Origin of the sequence: Methylorubrum salsuginis (assembly GCF_900114375.1) — a bacterium.
Taxonomy (GTDB): Bacteria; Pseudomonadota; Alphaproteobacteria; order Rhizobiales; family Beijerinckiaceae; genus Methylobacterium; species Methylobacterium salsuginis.
In genome coordinates, this window is the sequence record NZ_FOSV01000014.1 from 101,980 (window position 1) to 122,931 (window position 20,952).

Below are 20,952 nucleotides of genomic sequence, written 5' to 3' on the forward strand. Positions count from 1 at the left end.
GCTTACGGCCGCGCTTCCCCCGGGAAGGCCGGGCGCGAGCTCTGACAAATGAGAAATTTTCCCGTCTGCGGAGTTATGGCCGAGCAAGGGCGCCTCCGACGGGGGCGCCCCTCACGGCTCGACCGAAGGATCCGATGGCGCCCACGACCCACCTCGCCCTGATCAACGTCTTCATCGGCGACATCCAGGGAGGGCTGGGGCCGTTCCTCGGCACGTGGCTGGCGCAGCAGCGCCAGTGGAGTCCCTCCGAGATCGGGCTCGTCACCACCCTCGTCGGCGGCGGGGCGCTGCTGCTGAGCGGGCCGTTCGGCGCCCTGGTCGACCGGATCGAGCGCCCGCGCCTCCTCGTCGTGCTGTCCTGCGCGGCGATCCTGGCCGGCACCCTGCTGCTGCTGCCGGCCCAGGGCTTCGTACCGGTGCTGGCGGCGCAGTTCCTGGCCGCGGCGGGCGGCACGCTGTTGCTGCTGGCGGTGACCGCCCTGACCCTCGGCGTCGTCGGCAAGGAGGCGTTTCCGCGCCAGCAGGGCCGCAACCAGGCCTTCAACCATGTCGGCATCCTGATCGCCGCCGGCCTCATCACCCTCGGCACCGCCCGGTTCGGGCCGGCGGTGGCGTTCTGGGTGCTCGGCGCCATGGCGGCGGCGGCGATCGCCGCCACCCTCGCCATGCCGGCGGATGCCTGGAATTGCCGCCGCTCCTTCGGCTGGAAGGAGGAGGACGAGAAAGCGCCCGACCGCTCGCCCTACCGCCAGATTTTCTCCGACACCCGCCTCCTCGTGCTCGCCGTGGCGCTCGCCCTGTTCCAGCTCGGCAATGGCGGCATGTTGAGCCTGCTCGGCCAAAAACTCGTCCACACCACCGCCGACCCGGTCGCCTGGACCGCCCGCTACGTCATGGTCGCCCAGCTCGTGATGGTGCCGGTGGCGCTGATGGCCGGGTCGCTCGCCGACCGGAGCGGCCGGCGCCAGCTTCTCATCGCCGCCTGCCTCGCCCTGCCGGTGCGGGCGGCGATCTCGGCCTTCGTCGACGATCCGTATTGGCTGATCCTGGCCGAGGTGCTCGACGGCGTCTCCTCGGGCATCATCGGCGTCGCCGTGCCGGTGGTGGTGGCCGACCTCACCTGGGGCACGGGCCGGACCCAGACCGTGCTCGGCTTCGTCAACGCCGTGCAGGGCGCGGGCGGGGCGCTCTCGGCCTGGTACGGCGGGCTGGCCCAGGGCTGGTTCGGCTGGACCGGCAGCTTCCTCGCCCTCGGCGCGGCCGGCGTCGCGGCGCTCGCTCTGGTCTGGTGGCTCGCCGCCACCACCGAGGAGAGCCGGGCGCAACGCCGCCACGCCCGCAAGGCCGAGCGCCGCAAGGCCCGCACCGCCGAGAGCGCGGCCTGAGGCCTTTTGTGCCCGGAACAGGCCCGTCGGCCGACCGGTTCACCGACCTGATCTCTGCAAGGCGGATTGAGGCCGATGGACCGCACCCTGAATCATTCCGGCGACGGCCGCACGATTCACGCCTACGAACCGCGCGCCGTGCCCTGGCTCAGCGTGATGTTCGGCTACGGGCCGATGCTGCCGTTCCTCGGGGGGGCCGCGCTGGTCTGGCTGCTGCGGGGCGAGGCGGCCGAGGCGATCTTCCGGCTCACGCTGCTGTGGGCTTGTGCGATCCTGCTCTTTCTGTCGGGCGTGCGCCGGGGCGTCAGCTTCCGCACCGAGGGCGGGGCGCGGGCGACGCAGATCGTCACGATGCTGGGGCTGTTTCTCCTCGGCTTCTTCGCGCTCGTGGCCTTCGCGATGGGATCGGTCGTCCCCGCCCTCGTCCTGCTGATGCTGGGCTTCGCCGCCATCGCGGTGCTCGATCCCATCGCCGCGCGGCGCGGGGAGGCACCGCTGTTCTTCGAGCGGCTGCGCCCGTTCCAGATGCCGCTCGCCGTGCTAGGACTGGCCGCCCTCCTCGCCCACCGCTTGCTCGCCTGACATGCATGTCCGCCACGATCCGCAGGCACCGGAATCCGAAAAGATCGATTTCGACGCGTTCCTGGCGGTCGATATCCGCCTCGGCACGGTCGTTTCCGCCGAGCCGTTTCCGGAGGCCCGCAAGCCGGCCCTGAAGCTCGTGATCGATTTCGGGCCGGTGATCGGCGCCAAGCGCTCCTCGGCGCAGATCACCGAGCACTACACGCCGGACGCGCTGCTCGGCCGGCAGGTCGCGGCCGTCGTGAACTTCCCGCCCCGCCAGATCGGAAAATTCCTGTCCGAGGTGCTGACCCTCGGTTTCGCCGACGAGGGCGGCGCGGTGGTGCTGTTCCGGCCCGACCGGCCGGTGCCCGACGGGAGCCGGCTGTTCTGAGCCGCCGGTCGGAGGCATGCTTGCCGCCGCGCCGCCGCCTGCGATAGAGCCGGGCCTCAATTCCCGAAGAAAAATCCTGAGCGGCGACGACATGGCCAAGGCCGAGACCCTGAAACCCCGCCTGCCGCGCGGCTTTCCCGACCGCACCGAGGCCGACCTGCTGGCGCAGGGCCGGATGCTGGAGACGATCCGGCAGACCTTCGACCTCTACGGCTTCGAGGCGCTGGAGACCCCGTTCGTCGAATACACCGAGGCGCTCGGCAAATTCCTGCCCGATCTCGATCGGCCGAACGAGGGCGTCTTCTCGTTCCAGGACGACGACGAGCAGTGGCTCAGCTTACGCTACGACCTCACCGCGCCACTCGCCCGGCACGTGGCGGAAAACTTCGATTCGATCCCGAAGCCCTATCGCAGCTACCGGGCCGGCTACGTCTTCCGCAACGAGAAGCCGGGCCCCGGCCGCTTCCGCCAGTTCATGCAGTTCGATGCCGACATCGTCGGGGCGGCCTCGGTCGCGGCCGACGCCGAGACCTGCATGCTGATGGCCGACACCCTCGACCGGCTCGGGCTCGGCGGCCAGTACGTCGTCAAGGTCAACAACCGCAAGGTCTTGGACGGCGTGATGGAGGCCATCGGGCTGGCGGGCGCCGACAAGGCCGGCCAGCGCCTCACGGTGCTGCGCGCCATCGACAAGCTCGACCGGCTGGGCGCGGACGGCGTGCGCCAGCTGCTCGGCCCCGGCCGCAAGGACGAGAGCGGCGACTTCACCAAGGGCGCGGGGCTGGCCGACGAGGCCATCGAGCGCATCCTCGCCTATGTCGGCTTCGAGGCCGCCCCCCATGACGGCGCCGACCGGCTCGCCTTCTGGGAAAAGTTCTTCGGGTCCTGGCACGCGGTGGTGGGCGAGTCCGAGACCGGCCGCGAGGGCATCGCCGAATTGCACGCCATCATGCGGCTGTGCGAGGCGGCGGGCTACGGCCACGACCGGGTCCGCGCCGACCCTTCCGTGGTGCGCGGCCTCGAATACTACACCGGCCCGGTCTACGAGGCCGAGCTGACCTTCCCGGTCACCAACGAGGACGGCCAGACCGTGCGCTTCGGCTCGGTCGCGGGCGGCGGGCGCTACGACGGGCTGGTCGGCCGTTTTCGGAGTGAGCCGGTGCCGGCGACCGGCTTCTCCATCGGCGTGTCGCGGCTGTTCTCGGCGCTGCGGCTGACGAAGAGCCCGCTGGTCGAAGGCGCGGCCAAGCCCGGCCCGGTGGTGGTGCTGGTGCTCGATCGCGAGAACGTCGCCGAATACCAAGCGCTCGTCGCGCGGCTGCGGGCGGAAAACATCCGGGCCGAGCTCTATCTCGGCGCCGCCGGCATGAAGGCGCAGATGAAGTACGCCGACCGCCGCCGGGCCCCGGCCGTGGTGATCCAGGGCTCGAACGAGCGCGAGGCCGGCGAGGTCCAGATCAAGGACCTGATCCAGGGCGCCCAGGCCGCCGCCGCCATCGCCAGCAACGCCGAATGGAAGGCCGCGCGCCCGGCTCAAGTGTCGGTGCCGGTGGAGCGGATGGTCGAGGCCGTGCGCGAGGTGCTGGCGCGGCATTTCGGGTAATCAGGAATCCGGCCCACTCGCGCGGCAGGGTCGCGCGGGTCTCCTCCCCCTTGTGAGGAGGGGACCCGCGCTTGATGCGGTCAGCGCATCAGGGAGCACACCCCGCCGCCTCAGAACCCCGCCGCGAGCCTCTGCGGCGCCGCCGCTCGGTGGGTCGCCCCCTGGCGGTAGAGGCCGCGATGCTGGCCGTCCGGCACCAGCGCCTCGGTAAGGCCGATCACCGTCTCGGCGGCGCCGAGCAGCACGGCCCCGTCGGGGGTGAGCGCCTTGGCGATCCGCTCCAGCACGTCGGCCTTGGTCGGGGCGTCGAAGTAGATCAGCACGTTGCGGCAATAGACGATGTCGAACTGCCCGAGATGGTCGAACGGGTGCAGCAGGTTGAGCGGGCGGTAGCTCACCATGTTGGTGAGCTGCGGGCTGATGCGCCACTGCTCGCCCACCTGCGTGAAGTGCTTGACGAGGAGTTGCACGGGCAGGCCGCGCTGCACCTCGAAATGGCTGTAGAGGCCGAGGCGGGCCTTCTCCAGCACCTCGGTCGAGAGATCGGTGCCGACGATCTCGACCTGCCAGCCCACGAGCTGGGCCGCCGCCTCGTGGATCAGCATGGCGAGCGAGTAGGGCTCCTGGCCGGTCGAGGCCGCTGCCGACCAGATCCGCAGGCGCCGGGTCGAGGCGCGGGCCGCGATGGCGCGGGGCAGCAGCACGTCGCGGAACAGGTCGAACGGGGCGCGGTCGCGGAAGAAGAACGTCTCGTTCGTCGTCATCGCCTCGACCACGGCCTGCTCCATCGGGCCCTCCCGCGACAGGCGCAGGGCGCCGACGAGGTCGGACAGCGTGGCGAGGTTGAAGCGGCGGCAGACCGGCGAGAGGCGGCTCTCGACGAGGTAGCGCTTCTCCGGTCCGAGCGCGAGGCCGGATCGCTTCTTCAGGTATTCGCGCAGGAAGGTGAAATCCGCCTCGGTCATGCCGCGCTCCCGCCGATGGCGGTGCGCAGGGCCGAGCCGATCTCGGGCAGCGGCAGGACGGCGTGGCACAGACCCGCCTTGGCCACGCTGCCGGGCATGCCCCATACCGTGCTGGTGGCCTCGTCCTGGGCCATGAGCTGCCCGCCCGCCTCGACCAGGGCGCGGGAGCCCGCGGTGCCGTCCGAGCCCATGCCGGTGAGGATCACGCTGAGCGTCGCGGGGCCGTAGAGCGCGGCGGCGTCGAGGAACAGCACGTCCACGGCCGGACGGCAGAAATTGACCGGTGGCCCGTCGTCGAGGCGGATCACCGGGTCGGCGGCGGAACCCGACAGCCGCATGTGGCGGCCCCCCGGCGCGACGTAGATGCGGCCGGGCTGGACCCGCTCGTCGGCCTTGCCCTCCGCCGCCGGAATGCCGACCCGGGCGCCGAGATGCTCGGCGAAGACCGCCGTGAAGACCGGCGGCATGTGCTGGACGATCAGCACCGGGAGGCGCCGCAGGGTCGCCGCGCCGATCTTTTCGAGAACCTCGCCCACCGCCTTGGGGCCGCCGGTGGAGGAGCCGACCAGCAGGACGCGCGGGGCGGTGACGGTGCGCGGGCGCGGGCGCAGCGTCACGGTGCCGGACAGGCGCGAGACCGGAGCGGGGGCCGCCGTCTGCGTCGAGGAGGCGGGCTCGACCGCGGTCGGGACCGGCCGGCGCCGGGCGCGGGCGGCGCCGAAGACGCGGATGCGCTCGAGCAAGTCGGCGCGGAAGCCGTCGGAGGTGGTGACGCCGCGGTTGCTCTCGGGCTTGGGGATGTAATCGACGGCGCCGAGCGACAGGCAGCGCAGCGACACGTCGGCGTTGCGCTGAGTCAGCGTCGACATCATCACGACCTGCACGCCGGGCTGGCGCGCCAGGATCAGCGGCAGGGCCTGGATGCCGTCGAGTTCCGGCATCTCGATGTCGAGGAGTACCACGTCGGGGGCGCAGCGCGCCAGGGCATCGACGGCGGCGCGGCCGTTGGGAGCGGTGGCGACCACCTCGTGGCCGGCTTCCCCCAGCCAGCGCGAGACCAGCCCGCGCACCACCGCGGAATCGTCGGCGACCAGGACCTTCACGGCGCTGCGCGCCGCCGCGGCTGGAGCGAGGGCCTGGATTGCCGACATCTGTTTCGTGCCTCCGCAGGAGGAAGGGGAGCGAGGTCCTGCGGCCTCCCCGGGCCGCTCGGAAGGGGGCCGCGCGCGAGGCGCGCGACCGCTGGCTTTCGAGAGCATCGTGCTGGATACGGCATCCAGACGAGGCTCTAGGTCATCGAGTGGCATCGGCTTTTTCGAAAGCCGTTTCCCACCGTTCGGGCCGAGGTCCTCAGCCGCCCCGGCTGTCGGACCGGTGGGTCTCGATCAGGCGTGAGCGGATCGATGCACCGCGAAGCCGACCTGATCGAGCTTGGCCATCATGATCTCCCGGTCGAACGGCTTCATGATGTACTCGTCGGCGCCGGCCCGCAGGGCCCGGGCGATGGCGCCGACATCGTTCTCGGTGGTGCAGAACAGGACCTTGGGCCGGTCGCCGCCGGGGGACTGGCGCAGGTTCCGCAGAACCTCGTAGCCGTCCATGTTCGGCATGTTCCAGTCGAGCACGATCACGGAGGGCATCGCCTCGGCGCACATCGCGAGTGCCTTTTCCCCGTCCTCGGCGTCGCGGACGCTGAAATCGAGGGTCTCCAGGATCCGGCGGGCGACCTTTCGGATCACCGCGGAATCATCGACGACGAGACCGGTCCTCATCGCGCGCCTCCTCAGGCGACCTTGGCGTCGCGCTTGGCGTCGCCGAAGGCGAGCAGCGCGTCGACGTCGAGGATGACGAGCAGGCGCCCGTCGAGGCGGTGGACGCCGTGCGAGATGTCGCGCCAGCGCGGATCGAGATTGATCGGCACCGGCTCGTGGGTCTCGGCACCGAGCTTCAGCACCTCGCCGACGCCGTCGACGATGAGGGCGAAGGTCTCGCCCGCCTGCTCCAGGCCGATCGCCATCTGGGCCGCGCCGGCCTCCCGCTCGGGGAGGCTGAGGCGCCGACGCAGGCAGAGCGCGGTGACGACGCGCCCGCGCAGGTTCAGGAGGCCGACGATCTCCTTCGGCGCCAGCGGCACCGGGGTGATGCCGGCGGGCACGAACACGTCGTGCACCCGGTCGATGGTGAGACCGAACATGGTCTCTCCGACGAACACCGTGACGTAGTCGGTGGTGTCGGCGGGGGCGGCGTTGGCGTTGGCGGCCTGCATGGGACTGGGTCTCGCTACGTCAGGACAGGATCAGGCGGCGCGGGCGAGACCGGGCTCGCCGATCTCGGCGAGGGCGGCCAGCAGGCCCGAACGGTCGAACTTCGCCACGAGGTCGCTGATGGCGAGCTTGCGGGCCTGCTCGATCGCCTCGGGCCCGACCGTCCCGGTCAGCGCCACCACCGGCATCTCGGCCAGCCGCCCGCCGGCCTTGCGCATGGCGCCGACGAGGTCGAAGCCGCTGCGGCCGGGCATGTCGAGGTCGCTGACCACGAGGTCGATGCCGGCGTTGGACAACAGCGCCTTGAGGGCCTCGTCGGCGCTCGCCGCCACGCTCACGCTGTAGCCCGCCGCCTTGAGCACGGGGGTGAGCATGTCGCGGAAGAAGGCCGAGTCGTCGACCAGCAGGAGCGAGGGCGCCTTGACGGCGGCCTTGCGGGGACCCCGCGCCCAGTCGTCGTAGGCGAGCGGCAGGAAGTGAGCGATGTTGATGATGTCGGTGGCCCGGCCCCGCAGCACCGCCGAGCCGATGAGGTCGGAGCGGTCGGCGGCGATCTCGATGTCGAGGCGCTCCTCGACGATGTCGACGATCTCGTCCACCACGAGGCCCATCGCCCGGTCGCCGTCGGAGAACACCACGAGCGCCTGGTTGCCCTCGGTGCGCAGCGCGATCGTCGGGTCGGCGGGGACCAGCGGCATCAGGCGGCCGCGGTACTGGATGAGCGGACGCCCGCCCAGCCACTCGATCTTGGCCGCGTCGATCTCCTCCAGACGGGTGACCAGCGAGAGCGGCACCGCCTTGAAGCCGCCCGAGCCGCCCTTGAACACCAGCAGCGTCGCCTTGGCGTCGCCCGCCTCGATCTCCTCGCCCTCGGCCTCGGCGACCGCGCCCGACTGCGCGCTCTGGCCGACGAGCTTGGCCACGCCGTTGGGATCGACGATGAGCACCACGGCACCGTCGCCGAGGATTGTGTTGCCGGCAAACAGCGGGATGTGGCGCAGCTTCGACGACATCGGCTTCACGACGATCTCTTCCGTGTGGAAGACCTCGTCCACGAGTACGCCGAAGCGCTGGCGGCCGACCTGGGCGACGACGACGAAGCCGGATTCGACCACCTCGCCCTCTTCCACCGTCGCTTGGCCCCGCATCAGCCCCTGGAGGGTGACGATCGGCAGGAGCCTTTCGCGCAGGCGCAGGACGGGCGCGCCGTTGATGCGCTCGATGGCGTTGGCGCCTTCCTTGGCGCCCTTGGCATCGACCCGCACCAGCTCCAGCACCGCGATCTGCGGCACCGCGTAGCGCTGCGCGCCGGCCTTGACGATGAGCGCCGAGACGATGGCGAGCGTCAGCGGGATCTTGATGGTGAAGGTGGTGCCGCGGCCGAGTTCGGTCGCGATGTCGACCACGCCGCCGATGGTCTCGATGTTGGTCTTGACCACGTCCATGCCGACGCCGCGGCCGGAGACCGAGGTGACGGCCTTGGCGGTCGAGAAGCCGGCGTGGAAGATGAACTTCGCGACCTGCGCGTCGGTCATCTTCTCGACTTCCGCCGCCGGGGCGAGGTTGCGCTCGACCGCCTTCTTGCGGATGGCGGCCAGATCCAGGCCCTTGCCGTCGTCGGCGATCTCGATCGTGATCGTGCCGCCCTCGTGATAGGCGGACAGACGGATCGTGCCGCGGGCGGGCTTGCCCGCCTTGATGCGCTCGTTGGTGGCCTCGATGCCGTGGTCGGCCGAGTTGCGCACCATGTGGGTGAGCGGGTCCTTGATGACGTCGAGGACCTGGCGGTCGAGTTCGGTCTCGGCGCCGGACATCACCAGCTCGATGCCCTTGCCGAGTTCGGCCGAGAGGTCGCGCACGACGCGGGGCAGCTTCTGCCACGCATTGCCGATCGGCTGCATGCGCGTCTTCATGACGCCTTCCTGCAGCTCGGCGGTGACGTGGGAGAGCCGCTGCAGCGGCACCTTGTAGCCGGAATCCTCGTGGCGGCGGGCGATCTCGAGGAGCTGGTTGCGGGTCAGCACCAGCTCGGACACCATCGTCATCAGGTGCTCGATGGTGTCGACGTTCACGCGGATCGTCTGCACCTTGGCGATGGCGCCCTCACCGCCCTCGGCGGCGGGCGCGGACGACGGCGCGGCCGCAGCGCGGGGGGCGGCCGGCTCGGGCGCCTCCTCGGCGGGCATCTCGAAGGCGGGCGCCGGCTCGACGGACGGCGCGTAGGACACCGGCGCCGGAGGCGGCTCGGCGGAAAAGTCGTCGGGGCCGGGCGCTTCCATGAAGGCCCGCTCCAATTCGTCGAGGGAGACCTCGCCGGGCTTCAGCTCACGCTCGACCGGGGGCGGCAGCACGATGGCGGCGGGCGCGGGCGCCGGGGCAGGGGCGGCGGCGGGCGTCTCGTCGGAGGCCATCTTCTCGAGGGCGCCGATCAGGTCGTCGTCGGAGCCGGCGGGCTCGGAGCCGGTGGCTTCGAGGTCGCCGAGAATCGCCTTGAGGCGGTCCAGCGTCGCCAGGATCAGGGTCACGGAGGCGCCGCTGACCGGATAGCCGTCGCGGAAGCGGCCCATCAGGGTCTCGGCGGCATGCGCCAGGGCTTCCAGCCGCGGCAGGCCGAGGAAGCCGCAGGTGCCCTTGATGGTATGCACCAGCCGGAAAATGTTGCGCAGGATCTGCTGGTTGTTCGGATCCTGCTCGAAACGGACCAGCTCCGCATCGACCGTGTCCAGATGCTCGGCGCTCTCGACCAGGAACTCGCGAAGCAGATCGTCCATGGGAGGTACTCGTCAAACGCACACGAAAGGACGTGCGGGGAGCACTCTCGCCTTGGAAAGTTAGTGAAGCGTTTCGGGACGGGCGGAAAACTCAGATAACCGGTCAAAGTCCTCCGCCGTCCGCGGCTTAGGCCAGTTGGGTGTCCGAGGGCGGGGCGCTGTCGGAGGGGCGCTCGTCCTCCACGCTCGGGGCCGGCGCGCCGGGCAGGCCGACCTTGGTCTCGGTCGGCTTGGCGGTGATCGTCACCTCGTCGCCCTCGATCACGAAGCGCACGTCCATGGCGGCGGCCCGCGCCACGAGGCCGGCATAGAACGGCAGGATGCCGTGGGCATCGACCGTGCCGCCCTCCGGCGTGCCGGCGATCAGCGCCTCGACATGGTTCGGGATGCGGGCGTGGCTGCCCTTCGAGCGCAGGGTGAAGGTCGGGGCGTCGCCGTCGCCCGCGACCTTCACGTCGATATGGCCGCCCCGCGGGATCGCGGTCGAGGCGATGACGACGAGGTTGAGCAGCAGCTTGACCTTGTTCTTCGGGAACAGGGCCTGCGGCGCGCTCCACGAGAGCTGGGTCTTCTCGTCGGCGAACATGGCGCGCGAGACCTTCTCGGCATCGGCCAGATCGATCGAGGCGCCCGCCGAGCCCGCCGCCCCGAAGGCGATGCGGGCGAACTGGATCCGGGCCGAGGCGGTCTTGGCGCTCTTGCGGATCAGGTCGAGGGCGAAGTCGCGCATCGAGGGGTCGTTGTCGTCCTCCAGCACCTCCAGCCCGTTCACGATGGCGCCGATCGGGCTGATCACGTCGTGGCAGACGCGCGAGCACAGGAGCGCCGAGAGGTCGAGGCTGTCGAGGGTGAGGCTGGTGCTGGGGCCGCTCATGGCACGCTCCGTTGCCGGATGTCGCGGGCAAGCCGCGAGGTCTGATCCGATGTCGTCGCCCGCCCGATCCGCTTCATGACACGCGACATGACGTACGGCCGGCAGGACGTCCGGGCACCGATAGTCATGGAAGGCGGCTTTGGAAAGGCACACTCTTCCGTCCAGATTTGTCCCAAGTTGTATTCCAAGACGCCGGGAGCCGGATCGCGCGGCCCGCCATTCAGCCGGGAGTCAGGCCGGGGCGCGATACTTGCCTGCCCCGTCGACGGCCCCCGGCATGCCTGCCCGACCTTGCGCGACCGATCACCCGCCCTCCACCGCTGATGACCCCGCGATGACCGCCCCCGACCCGTTCCCCGCGCTTCACCCGACGGCCCCCGTGCCGGAGTCCCTGCGCGATCCCGTGGCCCGGACGCTCGCCGGCATCGCCTGCGAAGCCGGACGCATCCTGCGGGGCTATCACGGCGGCGACTGCCCGCACGTGGTCAAGCCCGATGGCTCGCCCGCGAGCCTCGCCGACGCCCGCTCGGAGGAACTGATCGTCGCCGCCCTGGAGAGCCGCTTTCCCGGCATCCCGGTGATCGCTGAGGAGACCTCCTGCACGGCGCCGCCCGCGCCGCTGTTCTTCCTCGTCGATCCCCTCGACGGCACCCGCGACTTCCTGGCGGGCCACGACCAATACTGCGTCAACATCTGCCTCGTGCAGGGCGACCGGCCGGTCGCCGCCGCGCTCGCCGCGCCGGGCCTCGGCCGGGTCTGGGCGGCGGGCACCACCGCCCGCGAGGCGGCGATCGTCGAGGGCCGTCCCGCCGCCTTCCACCCGGTCGCGGTGCGCGAGGCCCCCGCGGGCGGCCCCGTCGCCCTGGTGAGCCGCCTGCACGGCGACAGCGCCACCGACGCCTGCCTGGAGCGCCTCGCCGTGGGGGAGCGCCGCGTCACCTCCTCGGCGGTCAAGTTCTGCCTGATCGCCGCGGGCGAGGCCGACGTCTACGTGCGTTGCGCCCCCACCATGGAATGGGACACGGCCGCCGGCGATCACGTGCTGACCATGGCGGGCGGACGCGTCGTCGGGCCCGACGGCGGCACCGTGACCTACGGGCATTACGGCCGCTTCTACCGCAACGGCCCCTTCGCCGCCCTCGGCTCGGCCCGCTACCACGACGAGATCGACCTGCCGCGGGAGGCCGCCGTCACCTATTTCGACCGCCGCCGGGCGGGCGAGGCGGTCGCCCCGTCCTCTTAACGCCTCGTTAACTCAAACTTGACTTGATCGGGGCGTCGTTGCGCGCATCCTCGCCGGACTTCAAGTCCGGTGGGACGCGCCCGCGTCGCGTCCCGGATGCTCGGCACCGGAGGTCGGCGACGCCGAGGGAGACCGACCATGCCGCACGATTCCCGCGCCACCCGCCGCGCCGCGCTCTTGGGCCTTGCCCCTTTGGGCCTTGCGCTTTTGGGCCTCGCCGCCGGCGCCGCGCCGGCAGGGGCCGTCGATGACGGGGGCCGGCCCGAAACCTTCCGTCCCTCGGAGGTCGTCGAGAACGGGCACCGCTTCTTCGGCAGCGTGTCGCGGGGGCTGGCGCTCACCATCGAGGAGGCGACCCGGCGCTGGGGCGAGCCCAACGGCTACATCCTGGGCCAGGAGGCCTCGGGCGCCATCGTCGGCGGTCTACGCTACGGCGAGGGTACGCTCTACACCCGCAATGCCGGGCAGCGCCGCATCTACTGGCAGGGGCCGACGCTGGGCTTCGATGTCGGCGGCGATGGCGCGCGCACCATGATGCTCGTCTACAACCTGCCCGCCGTGTCCGGCCTGTACCACCGCTTCGGCGGGGTCGATGGCTCGGCCTACTTCATCGGCGGCTTCGGCATGACCGCGGTCACCGACGGCGGCGTCGTGGTGGTGCCGATCCGCTCCGGCGTCGGCGCCCGCCTCGGCATCAATGTCGGCTATCTGAAGTTCACCAGCCGCCCCACTTGGAATCCTTTCTAGCCCGCCTCCGCAGGCTCGGAGCATCGGCCCGACCGACGAGGCCGGCTTTCGGAAAAAAGCCGAGGCCCGCCGCGCGGGGCGCTTTTCGCGCCCGGAACGGCTCCGGTACCGGAACCGTTCTGAACCCGGACACTTGCCTCCGCGGCGGCAAGCCGGGCAAAAGACCGGCGGCCGGATGGACCGGTTGAAGGCCGCACGAGGGCGCCCCGCGTGATCGAGACCGTGATGATCTTCGGGCTCGGCTTCCTGCTGGCGAGCCTGTGCGCCCTGATCGCCCTGCCCACCGTCAACGCCCGCGCGACCCGGCTGGCCCGGCGGCGCATCGAGGCGACGCTTCCCGTGAGCACCGCCGAGGTCGCCGCCGAGCGCGACCACCTGCGGGCCGAGTTCGCGGTCGCGCGGCGCCGGCTGGAACGCCGGGCGGAAGCCGAGGCGGCCAAGCGCCACGCCGAGATGGCCGCACTCGGCGCCCGCACCATGGAGGCCGAGACGGCGGTGGCGGCGCGGCTGCGCAGCGAGGCCGAGCTGGCCCGTGCCCAAGAGAGGATCGCCGGGCTCGACACGGATCTGGCGGCGACCAGGGAAGAGGGCGAGGTCGGGCTCGCCACCTTGCACGCCCTGGAGGAGGCCCACCGCTCCGTCCTCGACCGCCTCAAGGCCACCCGGCGGACGCTCGCCGCCGACCCGCCGACGGCCGCCGCCCCGGCTTCGGACGAGGCCGCGGCCCTGCGCGCGGAATTGGAGGCGGCCCGCACCGCGCTCGCCGCCCGCGGCAGCGACGACACCGCGGAGCTGCGCCGACGCATCGGCGAGCTCGCCGACGCCCTCGCCCGCCCGGACCGCCTGCCGAATGTCGGCGCCTTCCCGGTCTCCGCCGTGGCGGAGCGCTGACGGCTGGTCCGGCCAAGCCCCGTGCGCGGCGACGAAAGCCCCATGCGCGGCGACCAAGCCCGGTGCGCGGCGGCAGACCCGTGCGCGGCGGCACCTGCCTGCGACGGGGGCGGCCCGGCCGAAAGCCGCTCCCTTGCGAGCGAGTTTCCGAATCCGTAACAGGAAAAACCATCTCGCGATGGTCGCGCGTCCGCCTTGTTTCGGACAAGCGGCAGGCTCATCGCGCCCGCCATCCCTCTCAAAAACCGCGATCGAGCGAACATCATGGCCTTGAAGCTGACGTCTCTCGCCCTCGTGCTGTCGGGCGCGGCCGCCCTCCTGATCGCGCCGGCGCAGGCGCAGCAATCGAAGCGCGGCAACGAGACCCTGAAGAAGTACTGCACCGGCGATTACCTGAGCTATTGCGGCAATCTCGATCCGGACGATCCGGCCACCGACCAGTGCTTCAAGACCAACTGGGCCAAGCTCTCCGAGAATTGCCGCCGCGCCATCGACGCCTACACCCCGCCGAAGGATTCTTCGTCGCGCAAGAAGGGCTGACCGGCGGACGGGAGCGATCGCTCGAAGCGGGCGGCAGCACCGTTCGGCCAAGCGCGAACAGCGGCCTCGGCATCGAGCGCATCGTCCTGGATCCGACATCCAAGGCGAGGCTCGAGGGCGCGGAGGCGGCCGCCGCCGCCTGAGGCCCGCACAAAAACCTTCGCGCGGCGGGCCTTCAACGGCTAAGCTGGCGCCGGACCCTCTGCCGGAACCTTGGCCGGAAACGCCGATGCCCTCCCGCCTGCCCGCCCTGATCGCGATCGGCCTCGTCGCGCTCGCCTGCACCGCCTGCGGGCGCCGCGGCGGGCTGGAGCCGCCGGGCACCGCCTCGGCCGCCGCCCCCGCGGTCGCGCGGACGGGCGCGCCCGCCTCGCCCCGCGGCCTGCCGACCACCAGCGTCGGCGTCGGCGACCGGGCCGCCGCGCCCGATTCCGACGCGGTCCAGGCCGGCGACGAGTTGAGCCCCGCGGCGATCCCGCCCGGCAGCGACGGCGTCCCGGTCACGACCAGCCGCGGCGGCAAGCGCGGCTACCGGATCCCGAAGGAGCCGTTCATCCTCGACGCCATCCTTTGAGCCTCGCCCCGCTTCCGGGCGGCGCCCTCGAGGGTTAAAGACCCACGCGACAGCGGCGCGAGGCGCGCCGAGCGCCCCTCACGAAGCCTGCCATGCATCATTTCCAATACCGCGACGGGCGCCTCCACGCGGAGGACGTCGACCTGACCGCGCTCGCCGCCGAGGTCGGCACGCCGTTCTACTGCTACAGCACCGCCACGCTGGAGCGGCATTACCGCGTCTTCGCCGAGGCGTTCGCGGGCGACGACGCGCTGGTCTGCTTCGCCATGAAGGCGAACTCGAACCAGGCGGTGCTGACGACGCTCGCCCGCCGGGGCGCGGGCATGGACATCGTCTCCGAGGGCGAATTGCGTCGCGCGCTCGCCGCGGGCGTGCCGGGCGAGCGGATCGTCTTCTCCGGCGTCGGCAAGACGAAGGACGAGATGGCCGCCGCTCTGGAGGCCGGGATCCTCTGCTTCAACGTCGAGAGCGAGCCGGAACTCGCCGCCTTGTCCGAGGTCGCGGCCTCGCGCGGGGAACGCGCCCCGGTCTCGATCCGGGTGAACCCGGATGTGGACGCGCTCACGCACGCCAAGATCTCGACCGGCAAGTCCGAGAACAAGTTCGGCATCCCGATCAACCGGGCGCGTGAGGTCTATGCCCGCGCAGCCCAGATGCCGGGGCTCGCTCTCGTCGGCGTCGACACCCATATCGGCAGCCAGATCACCGATCTCGCTCCGTTCGAGAGCGCCGCGCGCCGGCTCTGCGCGCTGGCCGGGGCGCTGCTCGCCGACGGGCACAAGCTCCACCACGTCGATTTCGGCGGTGGGCTCGGCATCCCTTACCGCGACGACAACGCCCCCCCGCCGGACCCGGCCGCGCTCGCCGCGATCCTGCGCCCGCATTTCCGGCCGCTCGGCCTGCGCCCGGTCTTCGAGATCGGCCGGATGATCGCGGGCAATGCCGGCATCCTCGTCACCCGCGTGGTCTACGTGAAGCCGACCGAGGCCAAGACCTTCGTCATCGTCGATGCCGCGATGAACGACCTGATCCGCCCGACCCTCTACGAGGCGTTCCACGCCCTGCGCCCGGTGACCGAGGCCGCGCCGGACGTCCCCCGGATCACGGCGGACGTGGTCGGCCCGGTCTGCGAGACCGGCGATTATCTGGCGCTCGCCCGCGAGATGCCCGCGGTCCAGGCGGGCGACCTGATCGCGGTGATGAGCGCGGGCGCCTACGGCGCCGTCCAGGCCGGCACCTACAACAGCCGCCGCCTCGTGCCCGAGGTGCTGGTGAGCGGCGACCGCTCGGCGGTGGTACGCCCGCGACCGAGTTACGAGGATCTGATCCGGCTGGATCGCGTGCCGGAGTGGCTGGCGTAACACCCGAAGAACCCTCCCCCCTCCGCGGGGGAGGGCTTGCGTCGCGGTAGCGGCAGCGTCGGCGCTAAGCGCGGCTGGGCTGATTTGACCCGATGGTGCCGGCCCGCCACCATGCTAGCTTCCCCTTCGATGTGCGGGAGCCGCGACCGATCACGATGAGCGAGGCGCAACGGACGAGCCCTGAGGCCGGGCCGCAGCACGGCGACGCGCGGCGGCGCCTCGACCGGCTCGTGGCCGGCGCGCGGGCCGCGGGCCTGTGGGAGCGGGTCTGGCCGGTGCTGTGGCGCCCGCTCGGCGTCGCCCTCGCGTTCCTCACCGCCTCCTGGCTCGGCCTGTGGCTCGATCTGCCGCCGCTGTGGCGCATGGTGGGCTTAGGCCTTTTCGCGCTTCTGGCGCTGGTCGCCCTTCTGCCCGTCGTCCGCGTCGCCCGGCCGAGCCGGCGCGAGGCGCTGACCCGGATCGACCGGCAGGCCGCCCGCGACGGCGGGCTCGCCCACGATCCGGCCTCCGCGATCGAGGACACGCTCGCCGTCGGCCTCTCCGATCCGGCGACCCGCGCGCTCTGGGCGCTGCACCAGAAGCGGGCCGCGACCGCCGTCGCCCGGCTGCGGGTCGGGCGGCCGCGGCCGGACATGCCGCGTCACGATCCCCGCGCCCTGCGGGCCGGCGCCCTGGTCGCCGCGCTGGCGGCCCTGTTCGTCGCCGGACCCGAATGGCGGGGGCGGGTCGCGGCCGCCTTCGACTGGCGCGAGCCACCCGCCGCCGCCCCGAGCTTCCGGGTGGACGGCTGGATCGACCCGCCGATCTACACCCGCGTGCCGCCGCTGATCGTCACCATGGCGGGCGGCAAGGACGCGGTGCAGCGGCTGCGCGCGCCGGTGAACTCGACCCTGATCGTACGCATCGCCGGCCAGGGCGAGGCCGTGCTGACCCCGAACGCCGCGCTGGTGCCGGTGACCAAGGACGAGGCCGGAGATCGCAAACCCGCCCCGCGTCCGGCCCTCACGCAAAATGCTTCTTCCGGTGCGGACACCCGCGCATCGCTGCGCGAAGAACGCTTCCGCCTCACCGGCGGCACGGCCGAACTCGGCATCTCGGCCTCCGGCTCCGAGCCGCAGCGCCTCGTGATCGAGACGATCCCCGATCTGCCCCCCGAGGTGCAACAGGTCGGCGCGCTCGAAGTGAACGGGCGCGGCACCTTCTCCCTGACCTACCGGGCCAAGGACGATTACGGCATCGCGTCCGCCGAGGGGCTGGTCGAGCCGCTGAAGCCCGGCCGCTCGCTGGTGCCGGTGCCCAAGCTCGCGCTGGCGCTGCCCGCCGACGCCACCGGCGAGCACGACACCAAGTCGCTGGTCGATCTCACGGATAATCCCTGGTCCGGCGCCCGCGTGCGGCTGACGCTGGTGGTGCGCGACGAGGCGGGGCAGGAGGGGCGCACCCCACCCGCCGAGACGACGCTGCCGGCCCGCCCCTTCACCAAGGCGCTCGCCCGGTCGCTCGCGGAGGAGCGCCGCCGCCTCGTCACCGCGCCGGACGAGGATCGTCCGCGCGTCCAGACCGCGCTCGACGCGCTATTGATCGCCCCGGAACGATTCACGCCGGAACCGTCGATCTTCCTCGGGCTCACCACCGCCACCAATCGGCTGCGCGCGGCGAAGTCCGATGACGACCTGATCGCCGTCGCCGACCTCCTGTGGGAGATGGCCCTCAAGATCGAGGACGGCGACCTCTCGGACGCCGAGAAGACGCTGCGCGCGGCCCAGGACCGCCTGAAGGAGGCGATCGAGCGCGGCGCCCCCGACGAGGAGATCAAGAAGCTCACCGAGGATCTGAAGTCGGCACTCGACAAGTTCATGAAGGAGTTCGCCGAGCGCCAGCGCCAGAATCCGCAGAGCCGCCAGCAGCAATCCGAGCGCCAGCAACAGCAGCAGAAGGGTGCCAAGACCGTCACCCCCGACGATCTGGAGAAGATGCTGAAGGACATGCAGGACGCGATGCAGCGCGGCGACACGGCGGAAGCCCAGCGCCTGCTCGAACAGCTGCGCAACACGCTCGAAAACCTCCAGAGCGCCGAGAACCAGGGCCAGAAATCCGGCGACGGGCAGGCCGAGATGAACCGGCAGCTCGACGAGCTCGATCAGATGTCCCGCGACCAGCAGGAGCTGCGCGACGAGACCTACAAGGACGGTCAGCAGGGCGAGCAGCAGCGCCCCCGCCCCGGCCAGCGCCCGCGGCCGGGCCAGCAACAGCAGCAGGGCGGCCAGCCCCAGAATCAGCAAGGCCAGCAGCAGCAGGGTCAGCAGGGTCAGAACCAGCAGGGCGAGCAGGGGCAGCAGGGCCAAGGTCAGAAGGGACAAAAAGGTCAGAGCCCCGGCCAGCGCCAGCAGGGCCTTCGCGAGCAGCTCCAGGATCTCAAGGAGCGGATGAAGCAGCAGGGCCTTCAGGGCGAGCAGGGGCTGGCCGACGCCGAGGACGCCATGAAGGAGGCCGAGGATGCGCTCGGCCAGGGCCGCAACGGCGACGCGGTGGACGCCCAGGGCCGCGCGCTGGACGGGCTCAAGCGCGGCGCCGAGGGCATGCAGAAGCAGATGCAGCAGATGGCCGAAGGCGAGGGCCAGGGGGAGGGCGAGGGTCAGCAGCAGGCCCAGCAGGGTCGCCCCGGCGGCGACGACGACGACCCCCTCGGCCGCCCGACCCGCGGGCGCGACACCTCCGACGGCCGGGTCCGAGTGCCGGGCGCCGACGAATCGGCGGTGCAGCGTGCCCGCCGGATCATGGAGGAGCTGCGGCGCAAGCTCGGCGACCCCTCGCGTCCGCAGGAGGAACTCGACTATTTCGAGCGCCTGCTGCGCCGGAACTGAGCGGCGGGCGCGACCATCACTCCGAGCTCGCGCGGTGCGCGGGGGCTCCTATCGGAACGAAAAATGTCCTCGAACCAGCTCGTTCTCCTCGCCTGCCTCGCGGTGGCCGCCGTCCTCCTGTTCGGCCTCGTCAACATGATGCGCGGCGGCAGCGCCAACCTCTCGCAGAAGCTGATGCGCCTGCGCGTGCTGCTGCAATTCGTGGCGATCGTCGTCATCATGGGCGTCGTGTGGTGGCGCTCCGCCTGAGCGCGACGCGTTCTGCGTGAGGCGGCGGGCCGGCGACAACGCCTGGCACCGCCGGCTCGGGCCGAACTCGGCCCGGACCTGGGAAAGTGTGGCACCCGCGCCCCACCACCTCCGCAAAAGCGTGACGGTCGGATGAATCCGCGGGATGGCTCCGGGGCCGCGTGGTATTCGAGGGCGGTTCAACCGGATACACCGCCGATGACCTCTTCTCTTGCCCGGACGACGGCCCTGATCGTGGCCGGCGCATTGGCCGCCTCGGCCGTGCAGGCCGCCGACCTCGGCGTCCGGGCGCCGACGCCGATGCCCTACGTGGCGCCGGTTCAGCCCTACAGCATCGTCTCCGAGATCCGCATCGGCGGCTCGGTGCAGGATCCGGGCAGCGCCGAGGGCAAGGCGCCGGGCTTCAGCACCGCCAACGTCAACGGCGAAATCCTGCTGGCCAAGCCGGTCGTCAGCCTCGATCCGTTCTGGCAGGCCTTCGTGCCGCGCCCGACGGTGGGCGGCAGCTACAACACCGGCGGGCGCACCAGCTACGCCTATCTCGGCGGCACCTGGACGATCGACCTGTTCCCCGAGACGCTGGGCCGTCGCGTCTTCCTCGAAGGCTTCTTCGGCGGCGCGGCCCATAACGGCTATACCGGTCCGAAATCCGGCACGCCCTACGGGTTCAACACGCTGGGCTGCTCGCCGCTCTTCCGCGAGGCCGCCGCCCTCGGCTTCCGCATCACCCCGCAATGGAGCGTGATGGCCACCGTCGAGCACATGTCGAACGCCGGCCTCTGCGGCGACAACCGCGGCCTGACAAATTTCGGCGGCAAGATCGGTTACACGTTCTGAGGAACGTGGGGCTCGGCCGCTCGGGGCAGAGCCGTTACACCACCAAGCCGCGGATGTCTCCGAAATGGCTCCCGCCTGATCGCATCGGTAGAATGCGCATTCCCTCTCCCCGTGCGCGGCACGGTTGTCCGGTTAAATCTCAGAAGTCGAGGGCAAGCTGAGCCGGAGGCCATGTTCGTCGCGGTGATCGCGGTGCGTCGATCTGCATGAGATCGCACGGCTCAGCTGAACGCTGTCGATCAGTCGCTGGAAGCGCAGCATCGATCCGGCAAAGCGGCTGCGGCGCGCGGTCAAATGCACGAGCGCGAAGGCGATCAGGGCGGCGTAGAGCTGAAGCTGGATCGCAGCGGGGCGTTGGCCAAGGAAGTGGCGGATGCGCAGAGGCTGGTCGAGCCAGCGGAACACCGGCTCGATCTGCCAGTGACGCTCGTACAAGGTGGCGATCTCGACGGCGCTGGCGGCGGGGTGATTGGTCAGCACCCCCAGGGCCGGTGTCGTCCGCGTACCGCCGCAGCCGGATCCGGCGCAGCGGGATCGGCAGGGAGGAACCGCCCTTGCTGACCAAGCGCACCTCGGCGTCCTCCAGGACGAAAGCCGTTGCCCTCTTCGCCCTCCCGTCTCGCCAGCGGGCGCCGGCGCACCACCACCAGCCGCAATTGGTCTTTGGCCGGGTCACGAACCATGACCCGGTCGTGTCGATAGCCCGCCATCAGCCGTAACAGCAGCCCTTGTCGAAGACGTAGGGCCGATGGGTTATTCAACGGGATCGGTGTGGCGTCGAGCATTTTTGCGGCAGGTGGGGTGGCCCCCGTCCCGGCGCAGGCGCCGC

The 20,952-nt window shown here is 71.4% G+C and carries 20 protein-coding genes; 13 read left to right on the top strand and 7 right to left on the bottom strand.

What is annotated here, in order from left to right:
• The first annotated feature begins 134 nt into the window (after positions 1–134).
• From BM140_RS16615 to hisS, 4 genes are all read left to right on the top strand, one after another.
• Positions 135–1,385: an MFS transporter gene (locus BM140_RS16615; protein WP_091948749.1), complete on the top strand. Its 1,251-nt coding sequence runs from the start codon at positions 135–137 to the stop codon at positions 1,383–1,385.
• Positions 1,386–1,460: 75 nt separating this feature from the next.
• Entirely contained in the window at positions 1,461–1,967 is a 507-nt protein-coding gene (locus BM140_RS16620; protein ID WP_091948752.1) for a DUF3429 domain-containing protein, read from the top strand.
• A 1-nt stretch (position 1,968) separates the two neighbouring features.
• Positions 1,969–2,340: a tRNA-binding protein gene (locus BM140_RS16625; RefSeq protein ID WP_091948755.1), complete on the top strand. Its 372-nt coding sequence runs from the start codon at positions 1,969–1,971 to the stop codon at positions 2,338–2,340.
• Positions 2,341–2,431: 91 nt separating this feature from the next.
• Positions 2,432–3,943: a histidine--tRNA ligase gene (hisS, locus tag BM140_RS16630; protein WP_091948757.1), complete on the top strand. Its 1,512-nt coding sequence runs from the start codon at positions 2,432–2,434 to the stop codon at positions 3,941–3,943.
• A 110-nt stretch (positions 3,944–4,053) separates the two neighbouring features.
• Here the strand turns inward: hisS and BM140_RS16635 are convergent, their stop codons facing one another.
• The 6 genes from BM140_RS16635 to chpT form a co-directional block, all read right to left on the bottom strand.
• Positions 4,054–4,908, bottom strand: coding sequence for a CheR family methyltransferase (locus BM140_RS16635; RefSeq protein WP_091948760.1), 855 nt, complete (start codon positions 4,906–4,908; stop codon positions 4,054–4,056).
• Positions 4,905–6,059, bottom strand: coding sequence for a protein-glutamate methylesterase/protein-glutamine glutaminase (locus BM140_RS16640; RefSeq protein ID WP_091948763.1), 1,155 nt, complete (start codon positions 6,057–6,059; stop codon positions 4,905–4,907). The genes BM140_RS16635 and BM140_RS16640 overlap by 4 nt, the downstream gene beginning before the upstream one ends.
• A 234-nt stretch (positions 6,060–6,293) precedes the next feature.
• Positions 6,294–6,680: a response regulator gene (locus BM140_RS16645; protein ID WP_091948766.1), complete on the bottom strand. Its 387-nt coding sequence runs from the start codon at positions 6,678–6,680 to the stop codon at positions 6,294–6,296.
• An 11-nt stretch (positions 6,681–6,691) separates the two neighbouring features.
• Entirely contained in the window at positions 6,692–7,174 is a 483-nt protein-coding gene (locus BM140_RS16650; protein ID WP_091948769.1) for a chemotaxis protein CheW, read from the bottom strand.
• A gap of 30 nt (positions 7,175–7,204) precedes the next feature.
• Complete coding sequence (locus tag BM140_RS16655) at positions 7,205–9,943, bottom strand: hybrid sensor histidine kinase/response regulator (RefSeq protein WP_091948772.1); 2,739 nt, start codon at positions 9,941–9,943, stop codon at positions 7,205–7,207.
• A 127-nt stretch (positions 9,944–10,070) separates the two neighbouring features.
• Positions 10,071–10,817, bottom strand: coding sequence for a histidine phosphotransferase ChpT (gene chpT, locus BM140_RS16660; RefSeq protein WP_091948774.1), 747 nt, complete (start codon positions 10,815–10,817; stop codon positions 10,071–10,073).
• A 334-nt stretch (positions 10,818–11,151) separates the two neighbouring features.
• Here chpT and BM140_RS16665 point away from each other — a divergent pair, with 334 nt between their 5' ends.
• From BM140_RS16665 to BM140_RS16705, 9 genes are all read left to right on the top strand, one after another.
• On the top strand, positions 11,152–12,060 hold the full coding sequence (locus BM140_RS16665; RefSeq protein ID WP_091948777.1) for a 3'(2'),5'-bisphosphate nucleotidase CysQ family protein: 909 nt from the start codon (positions 11,152–11,154) through the stop codon (positions 12,058–12,060).
• Positions 12,061–12,198: 138 nt separating this feature from the next.
• The gene (locus tag BM140_RS16670; protein WP_091948780.1) at positions 12,199–12,807 is read left to right on the top strand and encodes a DUF1134 domain-containing protein; all 609 of its coding nucleotides are present in this window, start codon (positions 12,199–12,201) and stop codon (positions 12,805–12,807) included.
• 225 nt (positions 12,808–13,032) lie between these two features.
• On the top strand, positions 13,033–13,698 hold the full coding sequence (locus BM140_RS16675; protein ID WP_091948826.1) for a hypothetical protein: 666 nt from the start codon (positions 13,033–13,035) through the stop codon (positions 13,696–13,698).
• A 264-nt stretch (positions 13,699–13,962) separates the two neighbouring features.
• The gene (locus BM140_RS16680) at positions 13,963–14,238 is read left to right on the top strand and encodes a 3',5'-cyclic-nucleotide phosphodiesterase (RefSeq protein ID WP_091948783.1); all 276 of its coding nucleotides are present in this window, start codon (positions 13,963–13,965) and stop codon (positions 14,236–14,238) included.
• 229 nt (positions 14,239–14,467) lie between these two features.
• Positions 14,468–14,812 (top strand): hypothetical protein, encoded by a 345-nt coding sequence (locus BM140_RS16685; RefSeq protein WP_091948785.1) that lies wholly within the window; start codon positions 14,468–14,470, stop codon positions 14,810–14,812.
• 92 nt (positions 14,813–14,904) lie between these two features.
• Positions 14,905–16,173: a diaminopimelate decarboxylase gene (lysA, locus tag BM140_RS16690; protein ID WP_091948788.1), complete on the top strand. Its 1,269-nt coding sequence runs from the start codon at positions 14,905–14,907 to the stop codon at positions 16,171–16,173.
• Positions 16,174–16,328: 155 nt separating this feature from the next.
• Positions 16,329–19,037 (top strand): TIGR02302 family protein, encoded by a 2,709-nt coding sequence (locus tag BM140_RS16695; protein ID WP_091948829.1) that lies wholly within the window; start codon positions 16,329–16,331, stop codon positions 19,035–19,037.
• Positions 19,038–19,100: 63 nt separating this feature from the next.
• A complete protein-coding gene (locus BM140_RS16700) occupies positions 19,101–19,286 on the top strand; it encodes a twin transmembrane helix small protein (RefSeq protein ID WP_091948791.1) in 186 nt (61 codons plus the stop codon).
• Between the two features lie 198 nt (positions 19,287–19,484).
• Complete coding sequence (locus BM140_RS16705; protein ID WP_091948794.1) at positions 19,485–20,123, top strand: acyloxyacyl hydrolase; 639 nt, start codon at positions 19,485–19,487, stop codon at positions 20,121–20,123.
• 132 nt (positions 20,124–20,255) lie between these two features.
• On the opposite strand, the gene BM140_RS16710 is transcribed toward BM140_RS16705, so the two are convergent.
• Positions 20,256–20,603 (bottom strand): transposase, encoded by a 348-nt coding sequence (locus tag BM140_RS16710; RefSeq protein WP_165616480.1) that lies wholly within the window; start codon positions 20,601–20,603, stop codon positions 20,256–20,258.
• Positions 20,604–20,952: the final 349 nt, after the last annotated feature.

Excerpts from the sequence above, each read along its gene's own strand:
- BM140_RS16615 (WP_091948749.1), top strand. The coding sequence starts at position 135 with ATGGCGCCCACGACCCACCTCGCCCTGATCAACGTCTTCATCGGCGAC.
- BM140_RS16620 (WP_091948752.1), top strand. The coding sequence starts at position 1,461 with ATGGACCGCACCCTGAATCATTCCGGCGACGGCCGCACGATTCACGCC.
- BM140_RS16625 (WP_091948755.1), top strand. The coding sequence starts at position 1,969 with ATGCATGTCCGCCACGATCCGCAGGCACCGGAATCCGAAAAGATCGAT.
- hisS (WP_091948757.1), top strand. The coding sequence starts at position 2,432 with ATGGCCAAGGCCGAGACCCTGAAACCCCGCCTGCCGCGCGGCTTTCCC.
- BM140_RS16635 (WP_091948760.1), bottom strand. The coding sequence starts at position 4,908 with ATGACCGAGGCGGATTTCACCTTCCTGCGCGAATACCTGAAGAAGCGA.
- BM140_RS16640 (WP_091948763.1), bottom strand. The coding sequence starts at position 6,059 with ATGTCGGCAATCCAGGCCCTCGCTCCAGCCGCGGCGGCGCGCAGCGCC.
- BM140_RS16645 (WP_091948766.1), bottom strand. The coding sequence starts at position 6,680 with ATGAGGACCGGTCTCGTCGTCGATGATTCCGCGGTGATCCGAAAGGTC.
- BM140_RS16650 (WP_091948769.1), bottom strand. The coding sequence starts at position 7,174 with ATGCAGGCCGCCAACGCCAACGCCGCCCCCGCCGACACCACCGACTAC.
- BM140_RS16655 (WP_091948772.1), bottom strand. The coding sequence starts at position 9,943 with ATGGACGATCTGCTTCGCGAGTTCCTGGTCGAGAGCGCCGAGCATCTG.
- chpT (WP_091948774.1), bottom strand. The coding sequence starts at position 10,817 with ATGAGCGGCCCCAGCACCAGCCTCACCCTCGACAGCCTCGACCTCTCG.
- BM140_RS16665 (WP_091948777.1), top strand. The coding sequence starts at position 11,152 with ATGACCGCCCCCGACCCGTTCCCCGCGCTTCACCCGACGGCCCCCGTG.
- BM140_RS16670 (WP_091948780.1), top strand. The coding sequence starts at position 12,199 with ATGCCGCACGATTCCCGCGCCACCCGCCGCGCCGCGCTCTTGGGCCTT.
- BM140_RS16675 (WP_091948826.1), top strand. The coding sequence starts at position 13,033 with ATGATCTTCGGGCTCGGCTTCCTGCTGGCGAGCCTGTGCGCCCTGATC.
- BM140_RS16680 (WP_091948783.1), top strand. The coding sequence starts at position 13,963 with ATGGCCTTGAAGCTGACGTCTCTCGCCCTCGTGCTGTCGGGCGCGGCC.
- BM140_RS16685 (WP_091948785.1), top strand. The coding sequence starts at position 14,468 with ATGCCCTCCCGCCTGCCCGCCCTGATCGCGATCGGCCTCGTCGCGCTC.
- lysA (WP_091948788.1), top strand. The coding sequence starts at position 14,905 with ATGCATCATTTCCAATACCGCGACGGGCGCCTCCACGCGGAGGACGTC.
- BM140_RS16695 (WP_091948829.1), top strand. The coding sequence starts at position 16,329 with ATGAGCGAGGCGCAACGGACGAGCCCTGAGGCCGGGCCGCAGCACGGC.
- BM140_RS16700 (WP_091948791.1), top strand. The coding sequence starts at position 19,101 with ATGTCCTCGAACCAGCTCGTTCTCCTCGCCTGCCTCGCGGTGGCCGCC.
- BM140_RS16705 (WP_091948794.1), top strand. The coding sequence starts at position 19,485 with ATGACCTCTTCTCTTGCCCGGACGACGGCCCTGATCGTGGCCGGCGCA.